The 23,517-nt window shown below is 68.2% G+C and carries 29 protein-coding genes; 13 read left to right on the forward strand and 16 right to left on the reverse strand.

Translation table 11 applies throughout. From position 1 onward, the window contains the following. Window positions 1-3 precede the first annotated feature (3 nt). From miaA to RCP37_RS12830, 4 genes are all read right to left on the reverse strand, one after another. Entirely contained in the window at window positions 4-918 is a 915-nt protein-coding gene (gene miaA / locus RCP37_RS12815) for a tRNA (adenosine(37)-N6)-dimethylallyltransferase MiaA (RefSeq protein ID WP_308483471.1), read from the reverse strand. Further along, the gene (locus RCP37_RS12820) at window positions 915-1,583 is read right to left on the reverse strand and encodes a class III extradiol ring-cleavage dioxygenase family protein (protein ID WP_308483472.1); all 669 of its coding nucleotides are present in this window, start codon (window positions 1,581-1,583) and stop codon (window positions 915-917) included. Before RCP37_RS12820 ends, miaA begins: the two co-directional genes overlap by 4 nt. Before the next feature lie 10 nt (window positions 1,584-1,593). Continuing rightward, window positions 1,594-2,511 carry a DMT family transporter gene (locus RCP37_RS12825; RefSeq protein ID WP_308483473.1) on the reverse strand — a complete coding sequence of 306 codons (918 nt, stop codon included), beginning with the start codon at window positions 2,509-2,511 and terminating at the stop codon, window positions 1,594-1,596. Window positions 2,512-2,605: 94 nt separating this feature from the next. After that, window positions 2,606-3,487, reverse strand: coding sequence for a DMT family transporter (locus tag RCP37_RS12830; protein ID WP_308483474.1), 882 nt, complete (start codon window positions 3,485-3,487; stop codon window positions 2,606-2,608). 419 nt (window positions 3,488-3,906) lie between these two features. On the opposite strand from RCP37_RS12830, the gene RCP37_RS12835 reads away from it, so the two are divergent. The 3 genes from RCP37_RS12835 to RCP37_RS12845 all read left to right on the forward strand — a co-directional run bounded on the left by RCP37_RS12835 (window position 3,907) and on the right by RCP37_RS12845 (window position 6,496). After that, window positions 3,907-5,250 (forward strand): DUF349 domain-containing protein, encoded by a 1,344-nt coding sequence (locus RCP37_RS12835; protein ID WP_308483475.1) that lies wholly within the window; start codon window positions 3,907-3,909, stop codon window positions 5,248-5,250. 80 nt (window positions 5,251-5,330) lie between these two features. Then, window positions 5,331-5,786, forward strand: coding sequence for an SRPBCC family protein (locus tag RCP37_RS12840; protein ID WP_308483476.1), 456 nt, complete (start codon window positions 5,331-5,333; stop codon window positions 5,784-5,786). Further along, window positions 5,783-6,496, forward strand: a complete 714-nt coding sequence (locus RCP37_RS12845; protein WP_308483477.1) for a phosphodiesterase — start codon at window positions 5,783-5,785, stop codon at window positions 6,494-6,496. Before RCP37_RS12840 ends, RCP37_RS12845 begins: the two co-directional genes overlap by 4 nt. Here RCP37_RS12845 and RCP37_RS12850 read toward each other — a convergent pair. Next, window positions 6,462-7,058, reverse strand: coding sequence for an Rv2732c family membrane protein (locus RCP37_RS12850; protein ID WP_308483478.1), 597 nt, complete (start codon window positions 7,056-7,058; stop codon window positions 6,462-6,464). The two genes, RCP37_RS12845 and RCP37_RS12850, sit on opposite strands and share 35 nt — an antisense overlap. Continuing rightward, complete coding sequence (miaB, locus tag RCP37_RS12855; RefSeq protein WP_308487071.1) at window positions 7,055-8,494, reverse strand: tRNA (N6-isopentenyl adenosine(37)-C2)-methylthiotransferase MiaB; 1,440 nt, start codon at window positions 8,492-8,494, stop codon at window positions 7,055-7,057. Before miaB ends, RCP37_RS12850 begins: the two co-directional genes overlap by 4 nt. A gap of 116 nt (window positions 8,495-8,610) precedes the next feature. Here miaB and RCP37_RS12860 point away from each other — a divergent pair, with 116 nt between their 5' ends. The 5 genes from RCP37_RS12860 to RCP37_RS12880 all read left to right on the forward strand — a co-directional run bounded on the left by RCP37_RS12860 (window position 8,611) and on the right by RCP37_RS12880 (window position 12,039). Then, window positions 8,611-9,369, forward strand: a complete 759-nt coding sequence (locus RCP37_RS12860; protein ID WP_308483479.1) for an amino acid ABC transporter ATP-binding protein — start codon at window positions 8,611-8,613, stop codon at window positions 9,367-9,369. Beyond that, complete coding sequence (locus RCP37_RS12865) at window positions 9,369-10,190, forward strand: glutamate ABC transporter substrate-binding protein (RefSeq protein WP_308483480.1); 822 nt, start codon at window positions 9,369-9,371, stop codon at window positions 10,188-10,190. The genes RCP37_RS12860 and RCP37_RS12865 overlap by 1 nt, the downstream gene beginning before the upstream one ends. Further along, complete coding sequence (locus RCP37_RS12870; protein WP_308483481.1) at window positions 10,187-10,864, forward strand: amino acid ABC transporter permease; 678 nt, start codon at window positions 10,187-10,189, stop codon at window positions 10,862-10,864. Before RCP37_RS12865 ends, RCP37_RS12870 begins: the two co-directional genes overlap by 4 nt. Then, on the forward strand, window positions 10,861-11,745 hold the full coding sequence (locus tag RCP37_RS12875; protein ID WP_308483482.1) for an amino acid ABC transporter permease: 885 nt from the start codon (window positions 10,861-10,863) through the stop codon (window positions 11,743-11,745). Before RCP37_RS12870 ends, RCP37_RS12875 begins: the two co-directional genes overlap by 4 nt. A gap of 63 nt (window positions 11,746-11,808) precedes the next feature. Beyond that, window positions 11,809-12,039 (forward strand): Rv1893 family protein, encoded by a 231-nt coding sequence (locus tag RCP37_RS12880; RefSeq protein ID WP_065038642.1) that lies wholly within the window; start codon window positions 11,809-11,811, stop codon window positions 12,037-12,039. Window positions 12,040-12,048: 9 nt separating this feature from the next. Here the strand turns inward: RCP37_RS12880 and recX are convergent, their stop codons facing one another. The 3 genes from recX to RCP37_RS12895 all read right to left on the reverse strand — a co-directional run bounded on the left by recX (window position 12,049) and on the right by RCP37_RS12895 (window position 15,007). Further along, window positions 12,049-12,585 (reverse strand): recombination regulator RecX, encoded by a 537-nt coding sequence (recX, locus tag RCP37_RS12885; protein ID WP_308487072.1) that lies wholly within the window; start codon window positions 12,583-12,585, stop codon window positions 12,049-12,051. Continuing rightward, complete coding sequence (gene recA, locus RCP37_RS12890) at window positions 12,554-13,606, reverse strand: recombinase RecA (protein ID WP_373693181.1); 1,053 nt, start codon at window positions 13,604-13,606, stop codon at window positions 12,554-12,556. The genes recX and recA overlap by 32 nt, the downstream gene beginning before the upstream one ends. A 174-nt stretch (window positions 13,607-13,780) precedes the next feature. Continuing rightward, window positions 13,781-15,007 carry an oxygenase MpaB family protein gene (locus RCP37_RS12895; RefSeq protein ID WP_308483484.1) on the reverse strand — a complete coding sequence of 409 codons (1,227 nt, stop codon included), beginning with the start codon at window positions 15,005-15,007 and terminating at the stop codon, window positions 13,781-13,783. Window positions 15,008-15,078: 71 nt separating this feature from the next. Here RCP37_RS12895 and RCP37_RS12900 point away from each other — a divergent pair, with 71 nt between their 5' ends. Further along, on the forward strand, window positions 15,079-15,729 hold the full coding sequence (locus RCP37_RS12900; RefSeq protein WP_308483485.1) for a TetR/AcrR family transcriptional regulator: 651 nt from the start codon (window positions 15,079-15,081) through the stop codon (window positions 15,727-15,729). On the opposite strand, the gene RCP37_RS12905 is transcribed toward RCP37_RS12900, so the two are convergent. Together RCP37_RS12905 and RCP37_RS12910 are read right to left on the reverse strand one after the other, a co-directional pair. After that, entirely contained in the window at window positions 15,720-15,914 is a 195-nt protein-coding gene (locus RCP37_RS12905; protein WP_046283555.1) for a DUF3046 domain-containing protein, read from the reverse strand. The two genes, RCP37_RS12900 and RCP37_RS12905, sit on opposite strands and share 10 nt — an antisense overlap. A 9-nt stretch (window positions 15,915-15,923) precedes the next feature. Next, window positions 15,924-17,096: a glycosyltransferase gene (locus tag RCP37_RS12910; RefSeq protein ID WP_308483486.1), complete on the reverse strand. Its 1,173-nt coding sequence runs from the start codon at window positions 17,094-17,096 to the stop codon at window positions 15,924-15,926. A gap of 42 nt (window positions 17,097-17,138) precedes the next feature. Between RCP37_RS12910 and RCP37_RS12915 the strand changes: the two genes are divergently transcribed. Continuing rightward, window positions 17,139-17,585 carry a limonene-1,2-epoxide hydrolase family protein gene (locus RCP37_RS12915; protein WP_308483487.1) on the forward strand — a complete coding sequence of 149 codons (447 nt, stop codon included), beginning with the start codon at window positions 17,139-17,141 and terminating at the stop codon, window positions 17,583-17,585. 10 nt (window positions 17,586-17,595) lie between these two features. After that, window positions 17,596-18,018, forward strand: a complete 423-nt coding sequence (locus RCP37_RS12920; protein ID WP_308483488.1) for a DUF5313 domain-containing protein — start codon at window positions 17,596-17,598, stop codon at window positions 18,016-18,018. Here RCP37_RS12920 and pspM read toward each other — a convergent pair. From pspM to pgsA, 4 genes are all read right to left on the reverse strand, one after another. Continuing rightward, complete coding sequence (pspM, locus tag RCP37_RS12925) at window positions 18,015-18,851, reverse strand: phage shock envelope stress response protein PspM (protein WP_308483489.1); 837 nt, start codon at window positions 18,849-18,851, stop codon at window positions 18,015-18,017. The two genes, RCP37_RS12920 and pspM, sit on opposite strands and share 4 nt — an antisense overlap. A 4-nt stretch (window positions 18,852-18,855) precedes the next feature. Continuing rightward, complete coding sequence (gene pspA, locus RCP37_RS12930; protein ID WP_308483490.1) at window positions 18,856-19,680, reverse strand: phage shock protein PspA; 825 nt, start codon at window positions 19,678-19,680, stop codon at window positions 18,856-18,858. Window positions 19,681-19,786: 106 nt separating this feature from the next. Next, window positions 19,787-20,137 carry a transcriptional regulator ClgR gene (gene clgR, locus RCP37_RS12935; RefSeq protein WP_308483491.1) on the reverse strand — a complete coding sequence of 117 codons (351 nt, stop codon included), beginning with the start codon at window positions 20,135-20,137 and terminating at the stop codon, window positions 19,787-19,789. Between the two features lie 133 nt (window positions 20,138-20,270). Continuing rightward, a complete protein-coding gene (gene pgsA, locus RCP37_RS12940; protein ID WP_308483492.1) occupies window positions 20,271-20,867 on the reverse strand; it encodes a CDP-diacylglycerol--glycerol-3-phosphate 3-phosphatidyltransferase in 597 nt (198 codons plus the stop codon). Between the two features lie 31 nt (window positions 20,868-20,898). Between pgsA and RCP37_RS12945 the strand changes: the two genes are divergently transcribed. After that, window positions 20,899-21,447 carry an amino-acid N-acetyltransferase gene (locus RCP37_RS12945; protein WP_308483493.1) on the forward strand — a complete coding sequence of 183 codons (549 nt, stop codon included), beginning with the start codon at window positions 20,899-20,901 and terminating at the stop codon, window positions 21,445-21,447. 17 nt (window positions 21,448-21,464) lie between these two features. Here the strand turns inward: RCP37_RS12945 and RCP37_RS12950 are convergent, their stop codons facing one another. After that, entirely contained in the window at window positions 21,465-21,974 is a 510-nt protein-coding gene (locus tag RCP37_RS12950) for a DUF421 domain-containing protein (protein ID WP_308483494.1), read from the reverse strand. Between the two features lie 178 nt (window positions 21,975-22,152). On the opposite strand from RCP37_RS12950, the gene RCP37_RS12955 reads away from it, so the two are divergent. After that, the gene (locus RCP37_RS12955; RefSeq protein ID WP_308483495.1) at window positions 22,153-23,517 is read left to right on the forward strand and encodes a wax ester/triacylglycerol synthase family O-acyltransferase; all 1,365 of its coding nucleotides are present in this window, start codon (window positions 22,153-22,155) and stop codon (window positions 23,515-23,517) included.

Genomic DNA, 23,517 nt, shown 5'->3' on the forward strand with positions numbered 1-23,517 from the left:
TGCTCAGGATACGTGCCGCACCGCAGACAGTGCCGCGTCGAGCAGGCCGCCGCCGGCGGCATCGAGCCATTGGGTGCGATGATCGCGGCGGAACCAGGATCGCTGCCGGCGCACGTAGCGGCGGGTTCCGATGAAGGTCTGGTCCCGGGCAGCCGCAAGATCCCGCTCGTCGCCGCCCGCATCAAGCGCGGCGATCACCTGGGCGTAGCCCAGCGCTCTGGCGGCGGTGACCCCGTCCCGCAACCCCGACTGCAGCAGTCCCTGAACTTCGGCGACCAGCCCCTGGGCAAACATCGTGTCGGTGCGGGCGGCCAGTCGCTCATCGAGAATCGCTGTGTCGCAGTCCAATCCGAGGATCACGGTATCCCAGCGCGGCGCTCCGATAGCGGGCGCAGACGCGGCGAACGGTTGCCCGGTCAGTTCCACCACTTCCAGGGCCCGCACAATCCGCCTGCCGTCGGTGGGCAGGATCGCCGCGGCGGCAGCCGGGTCGGCGCCGGCCAGTTCGGCGTGCATGGCGGCAACCCCGACCTCGGCCAACCGCTGTTCGTAGCGGGCCCGCACCACTGGATCGGTGGCCGGGAACGTCCAGTCGTCGAGCAGGGCCTGCAGGTAGAGCATCGACCCGCCCACGATGATCGGGACTGCGCCGCGGCCCATGATCGCCTCGACGTCCGCCGCCGCGGCCTGCTGATAGCGCGCCACCGTTGCGGTCTGTACGACATCGAGCACGTCGAGTTGGTGATGCGGAATGCCGCCACGCTCCCCCAGCGGCAGTTTGGCGGTACCGATATCCATGCCGCGGTAGAGCTGCATGGCATCGGCGTTCACGATCTCGCCGCCCAACCGCGCGGCCAGGCCCAGCGCCAGTTGTGATTTGCCCGTCCCGGTGGGTCCCACGACCGCGATCGGCCTCACGGCTGCCAGACCCCCACGAAGTAACCGACTCCATACGGGGCGTCGCGGTAGAGCTGTGTGACGCCGCGCGGTGCGGTCCCGAGCAGCCCGGCCAGGGCGGCAAACCCCGCCCGGCCGACGACCTGCGGGGGCAACCCGGTCAGTGCGGCGACCTCGCCGCCGGCCAGCGCATCGTCGAGGGTGCGCTGGCACTCGACGTCGGCCGGCTGGTATCCGCCCGGGGCTGTCGGGCTCAAGGTGTTGGCACCGTCGGCAACCAGCAACACCCCGGTGATCTCGCCGCCTTCGTCGATCTCGGTGCGCACCCGCCTGCCGGTGACCAGCGCCGAATCCGGGTCGACGCAGCAGTGCACCACCACCTCGGCATCCGGTGCGACCTGACCGCGCACCCAGCCGGCGACCAACGCGGACAACGGCAGATCGACGGGTTGCCGGGCGTCCGGTGACAGCCGCACCGCGACATCGACGCCGAACCCGGCGAAAGTGCCGGTGCTCTCGGCCCCGTACACCGCATCCGGCCCGGCCCCGAGGACCACCCAGCGCACCGGCAGCGCCCGGGCAGCGGTCAGCGCGGCGGCCCGCACTTCGGCGGCTTCGGCGGCGGTGCCGGCCAACTCGGGCACCAGCACCGGCGCCGACGGCATGATCGCAATCGGTCCCAGCACGGCACCCAAGTTAGCTGGTGGTCGGCGCCGCCACCGGCTCGGCCAGGTCGGCGCCGGCATCGGCGACGATGGTAGCGGCCTCGCCGCGGGCCAGTGCCGCGGTGGCGATCACGATCAGCACCACCCCGATGATCACCGCGACGTCCTCTGTCCCGCCGGCCTGGATGGTCTCGTTGAGCAGCAGTACGCCCAGCGCACTGGCCACCAGCGGTTTGGCGACGGTCATCGTCGGCATGGACGCGGTCAGCGCACCGGCGCGAAACGCCGACTGCTGGAAGATCATCCCGGCCAGCGTCGCCACCAGCCAGGGCACCAGGGCGGGTGCACGCAGCACGGCACCGATCCCGTCGGCTTTGAGCACCTCGACCAGAACCTTCGTCAGCAAGGCGAACACCGCCAGCGAGGTACCGGCCACCACCGCCAGCAGCACCGCCGCCGCGGGCCGGCCCTTGTAGACCCGGGCGGCCAGCACACAGCCCACCAGCACCGCCGCCAGCACCACCGACACGACGATCCAAGTGGCCGCCGGCGCGTGTTGTTTACCTTCGGTCGGATCCCCCACGATCACCACCACTGCCAGCGCAGCGGCCAGCAGGATGGCCCACATCCACTCCCAGTTGGTCACCCGGCGATGGGTCAGCCAGGCATACATCGGCAGCGCGAACAGCAGCGCGGTCACCTGCAGGCCGGTCACCAGCATCACCGAGCCGACCGCCAGCGCCACCGCCTGCAGGGCGTAGTTGGCAACCGCCGCTGCGCCGCCGCCCCACCACCGTGGATCGCGCAGCGACAGCCAGAACAGCTCCAGGTGGCCTACCTGCTGGTCCGTGATCTCCTGGGCCGACCTCTGCCGGATCACGTCGCCGATCGCGGACGCCAGTGCGGCGCACAGCGCGAGCAACGCCGCTAGGAAATTCCCTGTCGACATGGCCCCCTCCTCAAACGGGCAACGATACCCGCTGTTCACCTTCCGGCCCGGGAGCGAGGCCGCCGGCGCCGCTAGGCCGGATGGCGGCGACCCGCTAGGCCACCGCGACGGCCGGCTCGCCTGCCGTGGCCGCCTGATCCCGCGAGAGCGCCGCGACCGCGGCAATCAGCGCCGCCACCGCCAGTACCAAGGTGAACGCCGCATCGCGGCCGGGGTTGAGCACCTCGCCGAGCAGGACTATGCCCAGCGTCGCGGCCACTATGGGTTCGAGCACCGTGATCGTGGGCAGCGAGGCCGTCAGGGCGCCGGCCCTAAACGACGACTGCTGATACACGGCGCCGGTCAACGCGACCGCTGCCCACGCATACAGCTCCGGTGCGGTGAACATTGCGCGCGGACCGTGGCCGATCAGATCGACCACCCCCTTGGTCAACACCGCGAAAATGCCCCACGACATGGCCGACACCGCAGCCAGCAGTACGGCCGCCGCCGGCCACCCCGCGTAGGCTCGCGCCCCGATCAGACACAGCAACACCGTCGGCGCCAGCACCGCGATCACCCAGACCCAGGCCTCCAGCGAGGCCCTCGCCTGCCCGGCGGTGGGATGGCCGACGGCAATGATGATGGTCTCGGCGGCGACCAGCAGGGCCGACCACAGCCACACCGAACGGCGCAGGCGATGACCGGATTGGCGGGCACCCAGTGGCAACGCGAACAGCAATGACGTGACCAGCAACGACTCCACCAACAGCACCGACCCGAGGCCCAACGCCACGGCTTGCAGGCTCAAAGCCACCAGGCCCGACGCCGTGCCCACCCACCACTGCCGATCGGTCAACAGCCGGGCGAACAGTGCGGCGGCCCCGATCCCCTGGTCACCGAACCGGTGGGCACTGCGCTGCTGAATCACGTCGCTGATCGCGCCGAACAGCGCCGCACCGAGCGCAAACAGCACGGCGATGGTCTCTTTCGCCAATGCCGGCCTCCTACAGGTTGGCGGGTGCCGCGGGTAAGTCCGGTGGCGATCGGACAGGCTACCGCCCGGCCCATACGGCGGTCCCAGCATCGCCTCTCCCACGTCGAACCTCGCTGAACCGCCCGGCCCATACGGCGGTCCCAGCATCGCCTCTCCCACGTCGAACCTCGCTGAACCGCCCGGCCCATGCGGCGGTCCCAGCATCGCCTCTCCCACGTCGAACCTCGCTGAACCGCCCGGCCCATGCGGCGGTCCCAGCATCGCCTCTCCTACGTCGAACCTCGCTGAACCGCCGAGTTGGCGGCACAGTGTGGCGGGTAACTGCTTGAATACTCTTGAATGCTTCTAGGCAGATCGAAGGCGCCGCGGTGCGCGGCAGATGCGCGGGTTATCCCGCGAAGGGTTAGGTGACGACAGCGATGACCACTGACAGCGGTTCGTCCGCCCCCACCCCACGGCCGGGGCCCCGCCCCGGCCCCAGGCCTGGTGCCCACGTGGGACCCAAGCCAGGTGCCCGGCCTGCCCCGGCCGTTATCGCGCCGCCCACCTGTGACCCGCACCGATTCGGGCGGGTCGACGACGACGGCACGGTGTGGCTGGTCACGCCGGCCGGTGAGCGACAGATCGGCTCCTGGCAGGCCGGTGACCGCGAGGCCGCGTTCGCCCACTTCGGCCGCCGCTACGACGACCTGAGCACCGAGGTGACCCTGCTCGAGGAGCGGCTGTCGTCCGGCACCGGCGACGCCCGCAAGATCAAGGCATCCGCGGCGGCACTGGCCGAGCAGTTGCCGACGGCCAGCATCCTCGGAGACATGGACGCGCTGGCGGCGCGGATCGCGGCGGTCACCGAGCACGCCGACAGCGTCGCCGCAGCCAGCCGTGCGCAGCGCGATGAGCATCGGGCGGCCGCGACCGCACGCAAGGAGGCGCTGGCCGTCGAAGCCGAGGAGTTGGCCGCGACGTCGACACAGTGGAAGGCCACCGGCGACCGGCTGCGCGCCATTCTCGACGAATGGCGCACGATCACCGGCCTGGACCGCAAGGTCGACGACGCGTTGTGGAAGCGCTACGCCGCGGCCCGCGACGGCTTCAACCGGCGGCGGGGCTCGCACTTCGCCGACCTCGACCGCGGGCGAGTGGGGGCGCGCGAGGAGAAGGAACGACTCTGCAAGCGGGCCGAGGAGCTGTCGGGGTCCACCGACTGGGCATCAACCAGTGCCACGTTCCGCCAGCTGTTGGCCACCTGGAAGACGACCGGGCGGGCCTCCAAGGACGTCGATGAGGCGCTGTGGCAGCGGTTCAAGGCCGCCCAGGACACGTTCTTCTCCGCCCGGAATGCCGCGAACGCCGAACGCGACGCCGAGCTGGAAGCCAATGCCACCGCCAAGGAGGCCTTGCTGGTCGAGGCGGAGCGGATCGACCCGACCAACCAGAACGCCGCGCGCGCCGCGCTGCGCTCGATCGTCACCAAGTGGGATGACCTGGGCAAGGCGCCCCGAGAGCGTTCCGCGGAGTTGGAACGGCGACTGCGGGCGGTGGAGAAGAAGGTGCGCGACGCCGGTGCAGCCGCCGAGGCCGCCGTGGTGGACCCCGAAGCCGAAGCCCGGGCCGCCCAATTCCGCACTCGCGCAGAACAGTTCGAACGTCAGGCACTCAAGGCCCAAGCCGCGGGCCGGGACAAGGAGGCCGCCGAGGCCACCGCCAACGCCGAGCAGTGGCGGCAATGGGCGCAGGCGGCCGAACAGGCGCTCAACCGGCGCTGACGACCTGCCGATGTTTGAGCATCGGCACCACCGGGCTACCACCCCCAGTGAGGCAACAACCCACTCACTGGAGGTGGCACATGAGCAATATCACCGCGGCACTCGACGTCAAGCGCCCGATCCGGACGGTCTACAACCAATGGACCCAGTTCGAGTCATTCCCGAAGTTCATGGAGGGCGTGGAACAGGTACAGCAACGCGACGCCACCCACCTGCACTGGAGAATCAAGGTGGGCCCGGCGTCGCGTGAATTCGACGCGACGATCACCGAGCAACACCCGGAAGAACGGGTCGCGTGGCGTTCGGACACCGGCCCGAGCCACGGCGGTGTGGTCACGTTCCACAAGATCGACGACGGCACCACCCGGGTCACCACGCAGATGGACATCGACCCCGATGGTGTTCTGGAAAACGTGGCCGACAAGCTCAACATCCTCGACCACCGGGTCCACGCGGATCTCAAGCGGTTCAAGGACTTCATCGAGAACCAGCCCGCCGAAACCGGTGCCTGGCGCGGAGACGTACCGCGACGATGATCGACCCGACCGGGTGGGTGTTTCGCTGGGGTGCCGCGCTGCGCCATCGCCGGTTCTTTCACCCCGACGGTGTGCTGACGACGGGTTTTCTCGAACGAGACGCACCGGCAGACGAGGGGCTGCCGGTGCCTTCCGCAACCGTCGTTGCCCGCATATCCAAGGCCACCGGCACCCCTGGCAGGCTGCCGGACGCCGTCGGGCTGGCGCTACAGATACCTTTGCCGCCGGCCGATCACGGCTGCTGGGACATCTTGCTGGTCTCGGCGGGCTCCGGGGTGATCGGCCGGGCACTGGGCGTACGCCCCGTGGTGTCGTGGACGGGGCTGCGGATGACCACGCTCATGCCGCTGCACTATCGAGAGCAGCTGTGGTGGCTGCGGGCTCGACTGACGACACGAGTCGGTGGCTACGGATTGGCGCTGAACAGCCTCGGCGAGCAGCTCCACGGCGGCCAAATCCGCTTCGAACTCGACCAGGCCAGCGGCGCAGGCGAGTTTCGCCCGCTGGCCCACCTGGTTCTGCGCGACCATCAGGCGAACGACGGGGTGGGCCGCGACGTTTCATTCGACCCGATCGTGCACACCGCACCGGGGGTCCAACTGCGTCCCGGATGGCTCGCGGAGCTGCGAGCCCGCGCCTACCGCGGAAGCCGCGAAGGCCGCAGCGCAACCGGGGCTACTCGCCCGCTTGCGGGTCCTCGGGACGGCTGAGATCGTCCAACAAGTTTCGTGACTGCAGCTGCGCAGTACTCTGCCGGCGCTCGGCCTCAGCGGCTAGCTGCAGGGCGGTGCGTGACCACACCACGCGGGCCCAGTGAAACGTCAGCACGATCAGCGTGATCCACCCCAGGATCAGGCCGATACCCGGGCCCGGGTCGCCCAGTACCGCCGTCTGCCGAGACCACACGGCAAGGAGTCCGACCGCGGAGGCCACCGCCGAGCCCGCCAGGGCCACCCACGCCACCGTCCAGCGCCGGGTCACCAAAGCCAACAGCGAGAACCCCACTCCGAATACCAAGGCCAGCCACATGAACAGCTGTGACGGCAGCGTCACCAGGGCCTCGTCGGTGCCCTCGCCGGGGAACAGGACATCCCAGCCGCGGACGGAACCGGTGTGCGGCAACAGGAACGACCCGAGCAACACGAAGACGCAGATCGCGACGACCAGCCCCCTGCCACCGGGGTCGATTTCCCCGGCGACGCGCCGCTCTGCCGCCTCGATGTCGGCGCGGTAGGCCTCGAAGTTGGGCTGGTTTTCCCCGTTGCCGCTCATCGCGCCACCCCCGGCATCTTCGGCATGCCCAGTCCGACACCGGGCGCTGGTTCGGCATGGCTGTCACCGGCTCGGGTACGCCGGTGGCTCAGCAGCGCCCCGTCGGCCAGCAGGTGGTGCGGTGCCGCACCGGTGACCGTCGTGGTCACCACGTCACCGGGGCGCACCTGCGCGGGCCCCGGGGCGAAGTGCACCAGCCGGCCATCGCGCGCTCGACCGCTCATCCGCGCCGTCTGGGCGTCTTTGCGACCCTCACCGACTGCCACTAGCAGTTCGACGGTGCGCCCGACCTGGGCCTTGTTCTCGTCCCAGGAGATCTGTTCCTGCAGCTCGATCAGCCGGTCGTAACGTTGCTGGACAACTTCTTTGGGCAGTTGATCGGGAAGTTCGGCGGCCGGTGTTCCGGGCCGCTTGGAGTACTGGAAGGTGAAGGCGGCCGAGAATCGCGCGGCGGCAACCACCTCAAGGGTCTCGTCGAAGTCCTGCTCGGTCTCACCGGGAAATCCGACGATCAGGTCGGTGGTGATGGCTGCGTCCGGAATGGCGGCCCGAACCCGGTCGAGGATGCCCAGGTAGCGCTCGGCGCGGTAGGAGCGGCGCATCGCCCGTAGAACCCTGTCCGAGCCGGACTGCAGCGGCATATGCAGTGTGGGGCACACGTTCGGGGTCTGTGCCATCGCCTCGATGACGTCGTCGGTGAATTCGGCCGGATGCGGTGAGGTGAAGCGGACCCGCTCCAGACCGTCGATGTCGCCGCAGGCCCGCAGCAGCGACGCGAACGCACCGCGGTCGCGCGGCAGTTCCGGGTCAGCGAAGGAGACCCCGTAGGCGTTGACGTTCTGGCCCAGCAGGCTCACCTCGAGAACGCCTTCGGCGGCCAGCGCCCGCACCTCGGCGAGGATGTCCTCAGGGCTGCGGTCCACTTCGCGGCCACGCAATGACGGCACGATGCAGAAGGTGCAGCTGTTGTTACAGCCGACGGAGATGGAAACCCAGGCCGAATAGGCCGAGTCCCGCGCGGCGGGCAGCGACGACGGGAATTCCCGCAGCGATTCGACGATCTCGACCTGGGCGCTCCGGTTGTGCCGGGCACGCTCCAGCAGTGCCGGCAACGACCCCAGGTTGTGGGTGCCGAAGACGACATCCACCCACGGCGCACGGCTGAGCACGCTGTCCTTGTCTTTTTGCGCCAGACAGCCCCCGACGGCGATCTGCATGTCGGGGTTGCTGCGCTTGTTGGGGGCCAAGTGGCTCAGGTTGCCGTAGAGCTTGTTGTCGGCGTTTTCGCGCACCGCGCAGGTGTTGAACACCACCAGGTCGGCGTCGGCGTCATCGGGAGCCCGGCGGTAACCGGCCTGCTCGAGCATGCCGGCAATGCGTTCGGAGTCGTGAACATTCATCTGACAGCCGTAGGTACGCACCTCGTAGGTGCGCATCTGTTCGGAAATCACCGGCAAACTCACCCGGTCTATGGTACGGCGGCCGAGTCGATCGGAGTGACCAGGCCGATAGCGGCGCCCGCGCGAGGCCTTCCTGGGTAGGGTCAGATCCCATGACCAGCGGCGGCCCCGATTTGGTGCCGATGATCGCCATCCACCACGTCAACAAGTACTTCGGTGGCCTGCATGTGCTCAAAGACGTCAATCTCGAGGTCGCTCGCGGCGAGGTGGTGGCGATCCTGGGCCCGTCGGGCTCGGGCAAATCCACCCTGTGCCGCACCATCAACCGGCTTGAAGTCATCGACTCCGGTGCGATAACCGTCGACGGCCAGCCGCTGCCGGCCGAAGGGGCGGCGCTGGCCCGCCTGCGGGCGCAGGTCGGCATGGTGTTCCAGTCGTTCAACCTGTTTCCGCACAAGACCATCCTGGACAACGTCACACTGGCACCGATGAAGGTGCACAAGATGCCCCGAGCGCAGGCGCAGCGCCAGGCGATGGCGCTGCTGGAGCGGGTCGGCGTGGCCGATCAGGCCCACAAACATCCCGCAGAATTGTCCGGCGGACAGCAGCAGCGGGTGGCGATCGCACGGTCCCTGGCGATGAACCCGAAAGTGATGCTGTTCGACGAGCCGACCAGTGCCCTGGACCCGGAGATGATCAGCGAGGTACTCGATGTGATGACCACGCTGGCCGACGACGGGATGACCATGGTGGTGGTCACCCACGAGATGGGCTTCGCCCGCCGTGCAGCCGACCGGGTGGTGTTCATGGCCGACGGGGCCATCGTCGAGGAATCCGCCCCCGCAGAGTTCTTCGGGGCGCCGAAATCGACGCGGGCCCAAGATTTTCTCGCCAAGGTCCTTGACCACTGATGTGGACTGCGCGAACCCTGCAGGAGCTGGCACGGGCCTGGGCGGTCCTGGCGGCGGCGTCCGCGTTGGCCGCGCTCTGCACAGCGTGCACCGCTCACGACAGTGGCAAGATCACCGTCGGCGTCAAGTTCGACCAACCCGGCTTGAGCGTCAAGAAGCCCGACGGCACGCTCGGCGGATTCGATGTCGACGTGGCCCGCTACGTGGCGGCCCGGTTGGGCTACCCGCCCGACCGCATCGCCTGGATCGAGGCCCCGTCCGGTCAGCGCGAGATGCTGCTGCGCAACGGTCAGGTCGATTACCTGGTGGCCACCTATTCGATCACCGACTCGCGGCGCCAGAAGGTCGATTTCGCCGGCCCCTACCTGCTCACCGGGCAGTCGCTGCTAGTGCGCGCCGACAACACCGACATCACCGGCACCGCTTCGCTGCAGCGACACAAGAAGCTGTGTTCGGTCTCGGGCTCCACTCCGGCACAACGGATCAAGGACCGCTATCCGGGCGTGCAGCTGCAGCGCTACGACACCTACTCGGCGTGTGTGGAGGCGCTGCGCAACGGTGCGATCGACGCGGTGACCACCGACGACGTTATTTTGGCCGGCTACTCCGCCCAGAGTCCCGGCGCCTTCAAACTGGTCGGCGAACGATTCTCGCAAGAGCTCTACGGGATAGGTGTGAGAAAGGGCGCCGACGGGTTGCGCCAACGGATCAACGATGCCCTCGAGGAGATGGAACGCGACGGTTCGTGGCGAGCCGCGTTCGTGGACAACTTCGGCCCCGCCGGCTTCGCGGTGCCCGAACCGCCGCCGATCGAACGATGATGTTCACTGAGTATTGGGGACAGATTCTCCAATCCTTCACCGTCACAGTCGAGTTAGCAGTGCTATCCGGCACGCTCGCGCTGATCTTGGGCACCGGGTTGGCCGCGATGCGGCTGGCCCCGGTACCGGTGCTGCGGTGGCTCGGCGGCGGCTATGTCCATCTGGTGCGCAACACCCCGCTGACCCTGCTGTTATTGCTGTGCTCGTTCGGCCTGGCCCAAACGCTGGGGGTCTCGCTGACCGATCCGCAGTCGCCAACGTCGATCGACGACAGCAACTTTCGTCTGGCCGTGCTGGGCTTGAGTGTGTACACGGCGTCGTTCGTCTGCGAGGCGGTGCGCTCCGGTGTCAACACCGTGGGGATCGGGCAGGCCGAGGCCGCTCGCTCGCTGGGACTGAGCTTCACCCAAAATCTTCGGATCATCTTGCTTCCCCAGGCTTTTCGGGCCGTGATCATCCCGCTGGGCTCGGTGCTGATCGCGCTGACGAAAAACACCACCTTGGCCTCGGCGATCGGGGTCGCCGAAGCTGCGCTGCTGATGAAGTCGATGACCGAGAACACCGCGGCACTGCTCGGGGTCGGCGCGGTGTTCGCCGCCGGCTTCCTTGTGCTCACCCTGCCGCTAGGTTTGTTGTTCGGATATCTGGACCGGCGCTGGGCGGTGTCGCGATGAGGTCCGCGCCCCGCGCGACGGTGCTGTTCGACACCCCGGGGCCCCAAGCCCGCGCCCGCTACCACGCATTGTCGGTGGCAACGGTCATGGCGGCCGGACTGCTTGGTTGGGTGATCTATTCAAGGTTGTCAGCCAAAGGCCAGCTCACCGCGGAGAAGTGGACACCGTTTCTGACCGCGGACCTGTGGCGCACCTACGTACTGCCCGGCGTGGTGGGCACACTGACCGCGGCAGCCTGGTCCATCGGACTCGCGCTGATCCTGGGAGTCGGGCTCGGGGTCGGCCGACTGTCGCAGATCAAGCCGGTGCGCTGGACTTGCGCGGTGACGGTGGAGTTCTTCCGGGCGATCCCGGTGCTGATCATGATGATCTTCGCCTATTTCATCTACGGGCTACTCAACGTCTTCCCGCCGCAGCAGATCGCGCTGGCCGGAGTGGTCACCGGGCTGACCCTCTACAACGGGGCCGTCATCGCCGAGATCGTGCGGGCGGGCGTAAAAGCCCTGCCCGGCGGGCAATCCGAGGCGGCCGCCGCGTTGGGGCTGGGCTGGGGCGCCTCGATGCAGCTCGTCCTGCTGCCGCAGGCCGTTACCGCGATGCTGCCGGTGCTGGTGTCACAACTGGTGGTGGTGCTCAAGGACACCGCAATCGGCTACCAGATCACGTTTGTGGAGATGGTGCGCCAAGGCACCGTCGTCGGCTCTCAGTACAGCAACTACCTGCCCGCACTGCTGGTGATCGCGGCGCTGATGATCACCGGAAATCTGGTGCTCTCGGCCGGTGCCATCAGGCTGGAACGGCGACTGCGCCGGGCCCGCCACTCCCCCTTGGGGGCGGCCACAATTGAGCCGGAGGGCACCCCGGGCGCCCGGGTCGTTTAGGGACTGCGCGCACGGTGTCCGCCGTCTAGAGTCGGACTCGACAGCTAACGACAGGAGACTCGGATGGCCATCACCCCCAAGGACGCATTCAACGCTGCACGCGACATCGCCGCGCACGCCGTCGAAAAGGCCTCGGACATCGTCGAGGACGCCGGCGACATCATTCGCGGAGACATCTCCGGCGGCGTCAGCGCGATCGTCCAGGACTCCATCGAGATCGCCACTCACGCCGTCGAACGGACCAAGGAAGTCTTCACCAGCACGGACGAGGCCGAGGACTCCGAAGAGGTCTGACCTGATCCCTCACACCCGCCGGCGTTCGCGTTCGGCGGCCAACTCGGTGCTGACCACGTCATAGGCCATCGACGGGTTGTAACCGCGCCGGGCGAGCATCGCCACCAGCCGACGGGTGATCTTCACGTCGTCGGCGCCGAGTGTCTCCCGGCGAAGCTTGGCATGTACCAGTTGCTCGGCGCGGTCGCGCTCGGCGGCGGCGTCGATGCCCTCCAGCGCTCCGGCGATCACGTCCTCGTCGACACCTTTGGTGCGTAGCTCGGCCGCCAGCGCCTTGCGTCCCTTGCCCGCGTGTTCGCGTCGGGATCGCACCCACTGTTCGGCAAAGTCGGTGTCGTCGATCAATCCGGCGGTGGTCAGTCGGTCCAGCACCCGGTCACTGACGTCGTCGGGGTAGCCGCGTTTGGTCAGCTGGCCGGCGAGCTCGGCGCGGGTGCGGGCCCGGGCGGTGAGCAGGCGAAGGCACAGTGCCTTCGCCTGCTCCTCGCGTTTGGGCTCTGCTGCCTCGACCGACTCAGAAGTCGACGGGGGCGGGCAGAACATCATCGGCCAGCTCATCGGTCAGCACGGCGCCGATACCGAGCTTCTCCTTGATCTTCTTCTCGATCTCGTTGGCCACGTCGACGTTGTTCAGCAGGTAGTTGCGGGCATTCTCCTTGCCCTGCCCCAACTGCTCGCCGTCGTAGGTGAACCAGGAGCCGGACTTGCGGATGAAGCCCTGGTCCACGCCCATGTCGATCAGCGAACCCTCACGGCTGATGCCCCGACCGTAGAGGATGTCGAACTCGGCCTGCTTGAACGGCGGCGACACTTTGTTCTTGACCACCTTGACCCGGGTGCGGTTGCCGACCGCATCGGTGCCGTCCTTGAGGGTCTCGATCCGCCGAACGTCCAGGCGTACCGAGGCGTAGAACTTCAAAGCCTTTCCACCCGTGGTGGTTTCGGGGCTGCCGAACATCACCCCGATCTTCTCCCGCAGCTGGTTGATGAAGATGGCGGTGGTACCCGAGTTATTCAGCGCGCCGGTCATCTTCCGCAGCGCCTGGCTCATCAGCCGGGCCTGCAGGCCGACGTGGCTGTCCCCCATCTCGCCCTCGATCTCCGCGCGCGGCACCAGGGCGGCCACCGAGTCGATGACCAGGATGTCCAGCGCGCCGGAACGGATCAGCGTGTCGGCGATCTCCAGCGCCTGCTCCCCGGTGTCGGGCTGGGACACCAGCAGTGAATCGGTGTCCACGCCAAGCTTCTTGGCGTATTCGGGGTCCAGCGCGTGCTCGGCGTCGATGAACGCCGCGATCCCGCCGGCGGCCTGGGCGTTGGCCACTGCGTGCAGCGCCACGGTGGTCTTACCGGAGGACTCTGGGCCGTAGATCTCGACGACCCGCCCCCGGGGCAGACCGCCGATGCCCAGCGCCACGTCCAGGGCGATCGAGCCGGTCGGGATGACCGAGATCGGCTGACGCACCTCGTCCCCGAGGCGCATCACCGAGCCTTTGCCGAAGTTCTTGTCGATCTGGGCCATCGCCAGTTCGAGTGCTTTTTCGCGATCGGGCGCTTGCGCCATGATGCCTCTCCTGTGGTTCGGTAGTTCGGTGACCGGTTCTCGGTCGGTTGGCCGTGACGCTAGCGACGGGGTCTGACAGACCCGTCAGGCCGAACGAACTGCCTCCACAGTAGGCGAACGAATGTTCGAATCAAGTCCGACACGCGGCGTGTCGGCGTGTCGGACTTTGGCGCCCGGTCAGGCCACCGCCATAACGTGCGCGGACGCTCCGATCGTGGTGTCGCCGGCTCCCATCATGGTGCGCATGAACGCCTCCTGCTCGCGCCGCCCGCGCCGCGCCGCACGCTCCAGGCCGCCGGGCAGGGCCAGCGCCGCGGCACTACGGGCCAGGTTCACCGGCATCCGCAGCAGCGGGTACCAGGGCAGCACGAAGACCGGCAGGCCCAGCTTTCGCATCGTGCGCGGCCCGAGAAAGCTGCTGGTCAGCGAGAGATGCTGGGCACGGGCGATACGGCGTCGAAGACCGGGCATGGCAGCGAACTGCCATTCCAGCGGATCGTCGGCCATCGGGGCCGCCAACTGCTTGGTGGTCTCATCGGGAGCCGAAAGCGCACCGAGGGTCTGATAGAGGATGCGGATGCCATCCCGGAAGCTGCCGGGCAGCCAGTCGTCGCGGACCCCCATCAGCCAGCCGACGTAGCGGGTCAGGTGGGCGATGTCCTCCAGTTCGGCCGGAGACATCACGATGCCCAACGCCAGCCCGCCGGCCGGTGGCGCGATCAGCGCTCCCACCAGGGTGGCGGCCATATCGGTCTGATTGACCGGCAGACCCCATTCGTCACTGCGCCAATCCGGCAGCGCGGCCACGTGCCGGCGAACGTACTCATGGATCAGCCGGACTCGGATGGTGGCCTGATAGCCGACGCCGAGCGGCTCCAGTCCCCCGTCGGCACTGACGTCCAGCGCCCATTGCAGGGTCTCGGCGAAGCGCTTGTTCGAGCCCTTTTCCAGCACACCGGTGCGCAGCAGCGTCTTGTTGAACGAGGAGAACTGGTAGCCGCCGAGGAACGACACGTCCCGGGCGATGTAGGTGCCATCAGCACCGCCACGGCGCAGCGCTCGCTGACCCCGCCGCACCCGAGCCAGGTCGACCCAGTCCGGGATCGGCTCGAACTCACCGAAGAACTCCCGCAGCGGCGCAGGTGCGTCCGGCACGCTGTCCAGGCCGTGGGCCAGGATCTGCTCGAAGATCGGCCGCGTCTCGGCGGCTCCGGTATTCGACATCCACTCGACCAGCCGCTGCATCGGTTCGTCTCCGGCGGTCAGGTCTTCGCCGATCTGACGCCACCGCTGCGGCGTGGGTTTGGCGATCGCCAACACCGTCGCCAGCGCCCGAATGCTGACCGGAACCGCGCCCGGTCCACCCGGGTGACGAGCGGGGACGGTCAGTGCGGGCGCGTTCATCGGGCCACCTCCAGCGACAATTTGGATAACATCCGTATTCCGAATCTACGGTCGCTAGTAGGGTGATGTCAATGAAACGCCCTGAGGTGGTGCGTGATTACGGCGGTATCAGCGCGGTGGACCGCCGCGCCGAGCGCCGCAGCAAGCTGCTGGCCGCCGGCCGCCAGATCTGGGGCGAATCGGGCATCGGCGAGGTCACCGTCCGCGGAGTCTGCACCTCCGCCGGCCTCACACCGCGCTATTTCTACGAGCAGTTTCCCAACCGCGACGCGCTGTTCTTCGCGGTCTCCGACGACGTTCGCGACCAGCTGCTCGAAGCGATGGTCACCGCCGGCATCGGCGACCCCGGCACACTGGCCGACAAGCTCCGGTCCGCGCTGACCGCGTTTCTCGACCTGATCGCCGCCGACCCCTGCATCCACCGCATCGCCACCAGCGACCTGTCGGCGATTCCCGGGCTCAACGAGCACCGCGCAGGCATCCTCGACATGATCACCGACGCGGTCGTCGAACATGCCCCGGGCGTTCTCGACGGTCAGGACCTCGCACCCGAAGAACTACGCCGCGGTGCACTGTTCATCGTCGGCGGGGTCAACCAGATCATCGAAACCTGGCTCGCCAATCCGGTCGAGACGACCACCGAATTGGCTGCGATCTGCTCCGACCTTTCCGTCGCCCTAGTACGCAGCATCGTGGCGCGCAGCGATCAGCCTCACCACTGATCGCGCGGCACGTCGAAGTCCGAGCACAGCGCCCACCACACGTCACGCGGCTCCACACCGTCCTCGATGGCCTGCGCCGCGGTCCGTCCACCCACCGCGGCCAACACATGATCTGCCAGCACCGAGGCGCCATACGCGGCACCGAAACGCATCGCGACCCGTTCGTGGAATTCGGTCAGGCGCACGCACCCAACTTACCCAGTGCCTGACAGCGCCTCGTGGCACACCCGCACCGGATCGGCGACGTCGGTGGCGGTGCCGGCGGCCCGTCGCGCGGCATCGCGATAGCTCGGCGACGCCAATACGGCACCCACCGCCTCGGCCAATGCCGGCCCACTCAACGGCCGGATCAGCCGGCCACTGCCTTGGCGCACCACGCGATTGGCGATCTCCCACTGATCGCCGCCACCGGGCACCACCACCAGCGGCACCCCGCCCAGCAGCGTCTTGGCCACCATGCCGTGTCCGCCGCCGCAGACCACCACATCGGCGTGCGTCAACAGTTCGTCCTGGCGACCCAACCCGGCGACGGCCCACGATGGCAGCTCCAGGGGCGCACCGCCCAGCCGCGACACCGCCAGCCGGGCGCCGTCGGGCAGTCCGGCACCGGGCACCAGGTGCTCCAGGGCGAGCTCGGCCAGACCGGCGGCTCCGGTGGCGGCGGTCGACGGAGCCACCACCACCAGCGGGCCCGAGCCCGGTGGCACGGCCAGCACCTGCTCGGTCGGCTCAAAGTGCAGCGGACCGACGATGACGGCATCGGCGGGCCAGTCGGGCCGGGGCACCTCGAGTGCGGGCAGCGTGGCGATCAGGCGCCGCAGTGGCCCGGCATCGTCGGCTGGCAGACCGATCCCCACCCGCGCTTCGGCGCGCTGGCGCAGGCCGCCGCGCACCGACCGTGCCGTCAGCGAGCGCATCACCGCATCCCGCAGCCGCCCGCCTACCCCAGTGCCCGGCGCCAGCCCACTGCCGATCGGCGGCAGTCCCTTCGACGGCAGGTACAGCGGATGCGGACTGAGTTCGACCCACCCGATACCGAGTAGCTCGGCGGCCATTCCCCCACAGGCGGTGATGACGTCGGAGACCACCAGATCCGGCGCCAGAGCCCGCAGCTGATCACGGTTCTGGGCCGCCATCCGCGCCGCGCGGTGGTGCAGCTTGGCCCCGTCGTCGGCGTCGTCGTCGGCGGCGGTGGGGTCGAGTCCCAGCAGCTCTGCGGCGTCCACCCCGGCGGCCCGCGCGGTGTCGAGCCACTGCACCCCGGTCAACAGTGTGGGGGTGTCCCCGGCCGCCGCGAAGCGCTTGCACAAGGCGATCGCCGGGAACGCGTGACCGGGATCTGGGCCGGCAACCACTACGACTCGCATCGGCCTACCGTGCCACAGCCCCACAGGCTTAGGGTGGCAGGCATGACCGAACTGACCGGCCAGCCGAGTGCTGTCGAGGCCGCCGCCAACATCCGCACCGTAGAGACCTTCCTCGACGCCCTGCGCGACGAGGACCTCGACACCGCGGCAGCGGCTCTCGCCGAGGACGTCGTGTACCAGAACGTCGGCCTGCCGACCATCTACGGCCGCAGTGCCACCATCGGGGTGTTTGGGCGCATGGCGGGCCGGGCCGGCTTCGATGTGAAGATCCACCGCATCGCCGCCGACGGCTCATCGGTCCTCACCGAACGCACCGACGCGCTGACGCTGGGGCCGTTGCGGCTGCAGTTCTGGGTGTGCGGGGTCTTCGAGGTGCACCACGGCCGTATCACGTTGTGGCGCGACTACTTCGACTTCCTGGACATGTTCAAGGCGACGCTGCGGGCGGTGGCGGCCACCGTGTTTCCGGCACTGCGGCCGACGTTCTAGGGTCAGCTCTGTGCGTCAAAGTCCCAAGCCTCAGCGCCCAAGCCCGATCCAATACCTCCGGTACTGCTACGGACGCCCGCTGCCCCCGGAACTGCTGGACTGGGTCCGCAACGACCTGGCCGGGCCGGGTGCCACCGTCCGGATGATCCTGCGTGCCGCCGTGCCCACAACGCTGATCCTGATTCCGTTCTGGCTGTTCCCGACAGACTTCATGACGCGGTTCAGCATGACGTTTCCGATCTGGTTCATGGTGATTCTGTTCGCACACGCGCTCAACAAGGTGTGGCGCACCCACATGCTGCGGATGCACGGCCTAAACCCGGAGCTCGCCAACGCACGTAAACGCGAGCGCGACGCCCACATTCACCGGTCCTACGAGGAACGCTACGGTCCGCGGCCGGAATCGGTCGATCAGCGAACCGACGACATCTAGACGACGCGGGGCAACTCGGCCAGTTCGTCGAAGGCCTGCGCCCAGCCCAGCATCTTCTCGGTCGCACCGACCAGCTCCTCGCGATAGCGCAGCTGCGACATCGGGGATCCCGCCGGATCGCCCGCCGATGTCATCGAGCCGTCATTGGCCGAGGCCACCAGTTGCGCTGCGGCGGTAACCATCTCGTTGTACTGGCGAACACCGGCACTGAGCTGCGCGGTGAACGCATTAATCGTCGGCACCAGATATTGACGTGATTGGGCGCTGTGCTGCACGGCGCGCTCCATGGAGACCACCTCAGCCGCGGTGGCCGCCATGGTGGACGAGGCGCGGTTGACGGCGGCCGTCAGTTCGGTGATCTCATCGGCGGGCAACAGCCGGCCCCGCTCGAGCACGCCGAGCAGCGAGACCATCCCCCGCTCGGAGGCACCCAGCGCGTACATCGCCGGCCGCGCCGCCGAGCCGGGCGGCGGCAGGCGCCGTGCCGCGGTGGAGCGCACGGCCGGCAGCGGCGCCGCGCGCAGCCAGCGATAGCGCAGCAGCAACAGCGTCGCCGGTGCGGCCGCGCCCGCAGCCACCAGTCCGGTGATCAGCAGCACCCACACCGGCGTCGACCACGACGCCAGCACTGCGGTCACCAACGTCCAGAAACCGCATGTGGCAGTGAAGAACAGCCCCAGCCGAAGCGCCCACCGGCGCTTACGCAGCATCCTGGCCCTCGGGTCAGCGATCGCACCCAGCTTGTCGGCGAGCAGGTCGGCAGCCTCACTGGCTCGGTCTACGGCGCGCTGCAGTAGTGGGTGCCGTGCGCTGCCTCCGAGTGTCGCGGCCACCTGACTACCGTCCCAGCGGGTTCTCGGGGGTGGGGTTGGTGCCCGACTGCGGGGTTGCCGGGGTGGCCTGGCCCGGGGCGGTGGTAGAGCCACCCGCGGGCAGCGACTCGCCCCGCATGGACGCTCGGATCTGCTCCAGCCGGGAGTGGCCGGCCATCTGCACACCGGCCTGCTCGACCTCGAGCATCCGGCCCTGCACCGAACCCTGCGCCAACTCGGCGGCCCCGATCGCGTTGGCGTAGCGCCGTTCGATCTTGTCGCGCACCTCGTCGAGGCTGGGAGTGGTTCCGGGGGCGGCGATCTCGCTCATGGAGCGCAGCGAGGCGCTGACCTGCTCCTGCATCTTGGCCTGCTCGAGCTGGCTGAGCAGTTTGGTGCGCTCGGCGATCTTCTGTTGCAGCACCATGGCGTTCTGCTCGACGGCCTTCTTGGCCTGCATCGCCGCCGACAGCGCCTGGTCGTGCAGCGCCTTGAGGTCTTCCACGCTCTGTTCGGCGGTGACCAGCTGGGCCGCGAACGCCTCTGCGGCGTTGTTGTACTCGGTGGCCTTCGCGGCGTCTCCGGCGGAGGTGGCCTGGTCAGCCAGGGTCAGGGCCTGGCGCACGTTGACCTGAAGCTTCTCAATGTCGGCCAGTTGGCGGTTCAGGCGCATTTCCAACTGCCGCTGGTTACCGATCACCTGCGCGGCCTGCTGGGTCAGGGCCTGGTGCTGACGCTGCGCCTCTTCGATCGCCTGCTGGATCTGCACCTTGGGATCGGCGTGCTCGTCGATCTTCGAGTTGAACAGCGCCATCAAGTACTTCCACGCCTTGACGAACGGGTTGGCCATCAGTCAGCTCCGTCTGCTTGTTTTCCAGTGTTGTCGCTCTACCGCCGGTACCGGTGATCAATTTATCGGGTCGGCGGTTATCGGGTGAGTGTTCAGCCCGGGCGCGTCACGCCGAGGCTACCGATGCCAGCGTCCGAATCGGCGGGATGACAACCTTGGTGCCGGCATCGATGCGGGTCACTGCGCCGCCGCGGGCGTTGTGCACGGCCAGTTCGGCCCGCTCGGCATGCGCCAGCCGGGTCCCGGCGTCGAAGAGCACCGTCGACAGCGGGATCCGCAGCGCCGCGCAGATCGCGTTGAGCAGCTCGCTGGACGCTTCCTTGCGGCCCCGCTCGACCTCCGAGAGGTAGCCGAGGCTCACCCGCGCCGCGTCCGACACCTCACGCAGCGTGCGGCCCTGGGCGGTCCGGGCTTGACGCAGCACCTCGCCGACCGACTCCCGCAGCAATGTCGTCATCGTGCACTCCCCCTCACGGGTCAACCTTGGAAAACCGACAGTCACCAAGGTCAACGCGCGCGACTGCCGAATGGGTTCCCGGATTCGACAGATTCATGCGGCGGTCCTGGAGTCCACCGCCGGGTTCATGCGGTCAGGTCCTGACCGGCCCGCCGCGCAGGTCGGTCACCGCCGAAATGACGTAGTCCAGGCCGGTCAGCACCGTCAGGATCACCGCCGCGGTCATCACCGTCCACGCCGTCACCAGCCAGGGACCTTCCAGCGGCAAGACGAGCAGCCCGATACCGACCGCCTGCACCAGGGTCTTGAGCTTGCCGCCACGGCTGGCCGGAATCACCCCGCGGTGCAGCACGGCGAACCTGAGCAGGGTGATCCCGATCTCGCGGACCAAAATCACGACCGTCACCCACCACCAGAGGTCGCCCAGCATCGACAGGCCGATCAGCGCCGCGCCGATCAGCGCCTTGTCGGCGATCGGGTCGGCCAGCGTGCCGAACTCGGTCACCATGCCGTAGTTGCGCGCCAGGGTGCCGTCCAGCCGATCGGTGATGATCGCGATGGCGAAGATGACGAATGCCGCGATGCGCGTCTTCGGATCGTGGCCGTTCTCGGCGAACAGCGCCAGCAGGAAGACCGGGACCAACCCCATCCGCATGACGGTCAACGCGTTCGCAAGATTGACGACGGGGACATGCGTCACCGCTGGACCGGTTTTTGGCTGTCCCGACACGGAGGTCAGAATATCTGTTGCCCAGCCCGAAATGAGAAACCGATACTGTGCAGCTGTGAATCGTGCTGCGGATCGACCGGCCGGACGGCCCGTGGTCCGGCGTGCGCGCACCTCGGACGTGCCGGCGATCAAGCAGCTGGTGGACGTCTATGCGGGCAAGATCCTGCTGGAAAAGAACCTGGTGACGCTGTATGAGGCGGTCCAGGAATTCTGGGTCGCCGAGGACGCCGATCAGCGGGTGGTGGGCTGCGGCGCCCTGCATGTGTTGTGGTCGGACCTCGGCGAGGTCCGCACCATCGCGGTGGACCCGACCCTGACCGGTCGCGGTATCGGGCACGCGATCGTCGACCGTCTCCTGCACGTCGCACGCGAGCTGCAGTTGCAGCGGCTGTTCGTGCTGACCTTCGAGACCGAGTTCTTCGCCCGGCACGGCTTCACCGAGATCGACGGCACGCCGGTGACCGCGGAGGTGTTCGAGGAGATGCAACGCTCCTACGACGTCGGGGTGGCCGAATTCTTGGATCTGAGCTACGTCAAGCCCAATACCTTGGGCAACACCCGGATGTTGCTGGTCCTCTAGTCTCCCCCAGTCTTCGCCTAGTCGATGACCAGATCGCGTGCCCGGCGGGTGGCGCCGATGAGAAAACTGAACTGCCCGTCGGATTCCATCCGGCCCTCCCGGACTACGGACAGGTCGGCGATTCCCTGTTTGCGAGCCTGCTCGCGGACCTGTTCCTCGGTGATCATCTCTTTGCGCATGTTGGCGTAGAGGAAGGCGCCGTCGTAGATCACCAACAGCGGCCCCGGCCGCAAGATCCTGGCCACGCCGGGCCAGCGGTGCGCCATCCAGTTCAGCAGGTATGACCAGCCGATGATCACCCCGACGAGCAGGATGCCGTCGCTGATGGATCGGTAGCCACCGGCCATCCCGTTCTGCGCCGCGTCGGCGATCAACACCACGACGATGAGATCTGTGATGCCGTTGGTGCCCGCCTCGCGTTTCAATACCACCCGCAGCAGCGCGTAAATCGCGATGTAGATGACGGTTCCTCGGACAAAGATCTCCGAGGGCGGGGTATCGAAAGCGAAAAGTCGTGCCCAATCCACGTGGCGAGATTACGCGCCTTCCCGGCTCTGGAAGACCGCTGGTGTCCAGTCCGTGTCCAGCTCGTGTCCGGTGCGTGTCTAGTGGGGCAACAGTCAAACCTGGGGACTTCCGACCCTGCCGCACGCCGCCCAAACGGGAGATAGTGGTACTGACAGTTGCAGACAACTGGAGGTAGCCGTGGCCGAGCACCTGAGCCCCCTGGACGCCGGCTTTCTGGGCGTCGAGGATTCTGACCACAACGTCAGCTTGGCCACCGGGACGCTGGCCGTCCTCGACGGCCCGGTTCCCGACCACGCCGCACTGCAGGCAACGCTGGCCGAACGCCTGCGCGGCTGCCCGCGGTTCGGACAGCGACTGGTGCGCCATGCCTTGGATCTGAGCGCACCCGAATGGGCGGACGACCCCCACTTCGACCTTGCCCACCACATCGGCCGGATCGCGGTGCCCTCCCCCGGCGGAGACGCCGAACTGCACGCGGTGGTTGCCGACGTGATGTCCTGGCGGTTGGACCGCAACCGTCCACTGTGGGAGATCTGGGTGATCAGCGGGCTCAGCGGTGACCGGTGGGCCCTGCTGATGAAGGTGCACCACTGCATCGCCGACGGCACTGCGGCCGCACACATGCTGACCGGCTTGTCCGACAACGGATTCGCCCGTTTGGCAGCCCACACCGCCGCGGTGCCGCGCGATGCGGCGCAGCCGTCACACGGCCGGCCGGCGCTGGACCTCAACCCGGTGCATTGGATCTACAACCTGCGCGGCGTCGTGGAACTCGCGACCGGCTTGCTGCAACAGAGTGCGTCGTCGCTGAACGGTCCGATCACCAGCCGCCGTCGCTACAGCGCGGCACGGGTTCCGCTCGGCGACATCGAGCAGGTCTGTCGCGTCTTCGACGTGACCGTCAATGATGTGGTGTTGGCGGCCCTGACCGAGAGCTACCGCGACTTCATGATCCGTCGTGGCCAAGTGCCCCAACCCGATTCGCTACGCACCCTGGTTCCGGTATCGACCGGCTCGGCGGATGCGCCGGGGAACCTCGACAACCGGGTGTCGTTGCTGTTGCCGCGTCTGCCGATCGAGGAGTCAAACCCGGTGAAGCGGTTGCTGGCCGTGCGCTCCCGTCTGGCGCAGGCCAAAGCCGGCGGGCAGCGTCACGCCGGACGCGCGATCATGTCGGCCGCGGGCCTGCTGCCCGTCGCGTGGTCGGCCTGGGCGGCGCGGCTGCTCGGACAGGTCCACCAGCGCGGCGTGGTGGCGTTGGCGACCAACGTCCCCGGCCCGTCAGAGCCGCTGCAGATCATGGGCTGCGACGTGGTCGCGGTGCTGCCGGTGCCGCCGATCGCGATGCAGCTTCGCACCGGCGTGGCGGTCCTGAGCTACGCCGGGGAACTGTTCGTCGGAGTACTGGCCGACTTCGAGTTCGCTGCGGTCGACGAGCTGACCCGCGGGTTGGAGGCCGCGGTGGCCCGGCTGGTGGCACGCAGCAAACGACGCAAGCCGTTGCGCGACTGGCATGGTCTGGCCCTGGTGCACAGCGCGTAA

Origin of the sequence: Mycolicibacter sp. MU0102, from assembly GCF_963378105.1 — a bacterium.
Classification (GTDB): Bacteria; Actinomycetota; Actinomycetes; order Mycobacteriales; family Mycobacteriaceae; genus Mycobacterium; species Mycobacterium holstebronense.